The 274-nt window shown below is 44.9% G+C and carries 1 protein-coding gene; it reads right to left on the bottom strand.

Annotated elements, in window-relative coordinates:
* Positions 1 to 59: 59 nt before the first annotated feature.
* Positions 60 to 274 (bottom strand): hypothetical protein (locus MN204_RS20630; protein ID WP_249872926.1); only part of this gene is annotated, 215 nt, incomplete at its 5' end.

The raw sequence follows: 274 nt of genomic DNA on the forward strand, positions 1-274 counted from the left end.
CGGAGGAATTCAGTGCAACTAGCGTCGAGAAAAATGTCGCAGCCTGGCAAGAAACAATATTACTTCGTATAGGTAGTACTGACAACCCGGGCTAGTTGCACCGGATTGAACCTACCTTGAAGTGTACTGGGGTTCTTCTTGTCCAATATGGTATAGATGAATAGCGCTGCAACAAATAGGTTTCTGTCGACAAATGTCTCGGGGTAATCGGCAGTCACACTAATAGTATATCGCTGTGCAAGTAGCTTAAACAAGGCATTGTGCGTGTCTGTAT

Source organism: Oceanobacillus saliphilus (assembly GCF_023522835.1).
Lineage (GTDB): Bacteria > Bacillota > Bacilli > Bacillales > Amphibacillaceae > Oceanobacillus > Oceanobacillus saliphilus.